This window comes from uncultured Shewanella sp. (assembly GCF_947495455.1).
Classification (GTDB): Bacteria; Pseudomonadota; Gammaproteobacteria; order Enterobacterales; family Shewanellaceae; genus Shewanella.
This window is the reverse complement of sequence record NZ_CANLZC010000207.1, coordinates 1-2,255: the sequence shown is the minus strand read 5'-3', so window position 1 is coordinate 2,255 and position 2,255 is coordinate 1. Positions and strand designations below refer to the sequence as shown.

Sequence of the window (2,255 nt, the reverse complement as noted above, 5' to 3'; positions counted from 1 at the left end):
CCCGAGCAGTCAAACGAAGACCACAGCGATATGCTAGAAATAAAAAATGCCAATAAGCTTAACTTACTGGCATTACTTTAGAATGGGTGGCTAAATGAACCTTGGTTAAATGAACTTCGGTTAAATGAATCTAGTTGTATGGAGGCTAAATGCGTTACCTTTCATTGTTAGTGTCATCGACTTGCATAACATCAATTGTGGGTCTTGCCAGTGCGAATAAACTCATGTTGGGAGCCTATATCAGAGATGATGCTTATAAACCCGAAAATATAGCGACATTTGAATCTGATATTCACAAAGGCTTAGCTATTGTCAATATTTTCACCAATTTTGATTATGATTGGCATGCACTAAGAAGACAAAACAGTCATATTGTTGCGGCGGGTGCTACGCCTATGATCACTTTTGAACCCACACTATCGGCGCGGCCTAATGATAATTTATTACCAGAAATCATTGCGGGTGATTGGGACGACTATTTATCCAACTGGGTGGCGGACTTTAAAATATGGATAGAAGATATTGATGATCCCAATGCGCGTATATTGCTGCGTTTTGCCCATGAATTTAATGGTATTTGGTATCCATGGAGTAACGATCCTGATAACTATATTCTTGCTTGGCGTCATTTACATGAAAAGTTTGAAACAGCCGATGCGGATCAGTATGTCGAATGGGTGTGGAGCGTCAATCATGATGATGTCGATGATTATCGAAATGTAATGCTCTACTATCCAGGTGAGGATGTGGTCGATTGGACGGCTATTGATGGTTACAACTGGGGATCGAATTATGCTTTTAGCCAATGGAGTTCATTTGCTGATATTTTTAAAGATAAATATGATTTATTAATGTCACATTATCCTCATCATCCTATTTTAATTACAGAAGTGGGTTGTGCAGAGCCCACCGACTTGCCTAATCCAGTACTGGATCAAGATGGTGATGACAGCGATCGGTTTGAGAGTAAGTCAATGTGGATAGACGACATGTTTAAGCAGCTTCGCAATCACTTTCATGGTATCAAAGGGATTATTTGGTTCAATATTAATAAAGAGCTGAGCTGGTCATTGAATGAGGACCAGCATAATACAGGGCTTGTACAATTTAAAAAGCAGGCTCAAAAAAATGATATTAGCAGTAGGTTTTCACCTGCTAAGTCCTATTTTTTTGATACAAAAATCGTCGTTGATGAGAATGGTGATAAGGAGCAAGAAGATGATTTTTGAAAGTGAGCCTTAACTCATATGCACTTGCTCGTGTATTCACTCATATACTCGCTCATATGTATTAGCTAATATCGTTAAGTGGTGGCCTTAAAGCATCATTTGATATATGAGTCTAAAATGCTGAGTATAGCTTGCATATCCGCTTCTCGCTTTTCAATTTCTTTTTCAAGTACAAGGTGTTCTATAAGATGGCCTTTAATCACTTCTCTCATTAAACCATTCACAGCACCTCGAATTGCGGCAATTTGCTGTAGCACATCTTGGCATTCATTTTCTTCTTCAAGCAATTTTTTTAAGCCATTTATTTGGCCTTGTATTTTGTTTACTCGAGTATTGAGTTTTTTCTTATCTTTAATGGTATGCGACATATTGGGCTCAAATAATGAACTTGTTCAATAATATTACATTAATATTATACTGGGGGGTAGTATAAACTACTGGGGGGGAGTATCATTGGTGGCATTCTCAATATGGTACAAAAGAAAGTTAACGTATTTTGTTAAACGAGTACTGTGAGAAATAAAGCTTAAATTATATTTAAAAACAATTTATTGTGAAAAAGGTGGCTGTCCGATGTTATGGATTATTACAAAATATGCGTTAACTGCTGGCATTGTGGTGATGATATCTGAAGTGGCAAAAAGGAGTGACAAAGCGGGAGCGCTGATTGCTGCGCTGCCAACGGTGACCATTTTAGCGTTAATTTGGATGTATGTTGAAGGGCAAGATCAGAGTAAGCTTGCTAATCACGCTTATTATACTTTTTGGTATGTGTTACCGACTTTACCTATGTTTCTCATTTTTCCTTTTTTATTAAGCCGTTACTCATTTTGGCCTGCTTTGGGAATGTGCGCCATTATTTCAATAGTTTGCTTTTTCATCGTGGTCATTGCAGTCAAAAAATGTGGCATAGAGCTGTTATAAACCTAATAAGTGAAGTATTCCTAGGTAACCTCAGATCGGTTTAACGCATCACTGCCATCGCGTTGAATTCAGCTGATGTTATATTAAGTTGTGGCTTTCTCT

Annotated in this window: 3 protein-coding genes; 2 read left to right on the top strand and 1 reads right to left on the bottom strand. The window is 37.8% G+C overall.

Going from position 1 to position 2,255, the window contains the following annotated elements:
* The first annotated feature begins 149 nt into the window (after window positions 1-149).
* Window positions 150-1,229, top strand: coding sequence for a glycoside hydrolase family 26 protein (locus Q0791_RS24725; RefSeq protein ID WP_299011927.1), 1,080 nt, complete (start codon window positions 150-152; stop codon window positions 1,227-1,229).
* A 95-nt stretch (window positions 1,230-1,324) separates the two neighbouring features.
* Here Q0791_RS24725 and rcnR read toward each other — a convergent pair whose 3' ends face one another.
* On the bottom strand, window positions 1,325-1,597 hold the full coding sequence (gene rcnR / locus Q0791_RS24720; RefSeq protein ID WP_299011926.1) for a Ni(II)/Co(II)-binding transcriptional repressor RcnR: 273 nt from the start codon (window positions 1,595-1,597) through the stop codon (window positions 1,325-1,327).
* 205 nt (window positions 1,598-1,802) lie between these two features.
* On the opposite strand from rcnR, the gene Q0791_RS24715 reads away from it, so the two are divergent.
* Window positions 1,803-2,153, top strand: a complete 351-nt coding sequence (locus tag Q0791_RS24715; RefSeq protein ID WP_299011925.1) for a DUF3147 family protein — start codon at window positions 1,803-1,805, stop codon at window positions 2,151-2,153.
* Window positions 2,154-2,255: the final 102 nt, after the last annotated feature.

Bases quoted from the DNA above. Each gene is read 5' to 3' on its own strand.
- Q0791_RS24725 (WP_299011927.1), top strand. From the start codon at position 150: ATGCGTTACCTTTCATTGTTAGTGTCATCGACTTGCATAACATCAATT.
- rcnR (WP_299011926.1), bottom strand. From the start codon at position 1,597: ATGTCGCATACCATTAAAGATAAGAAAAAACTCAATACTCGAGTAAAC.
- Q0791_RS24715 (WP_299011925.1), top strand. From the start codon at position 1,803: ATGTTATGGATTATTACAAAATATGCGTTAACTGCTGGCATTGTGGTG.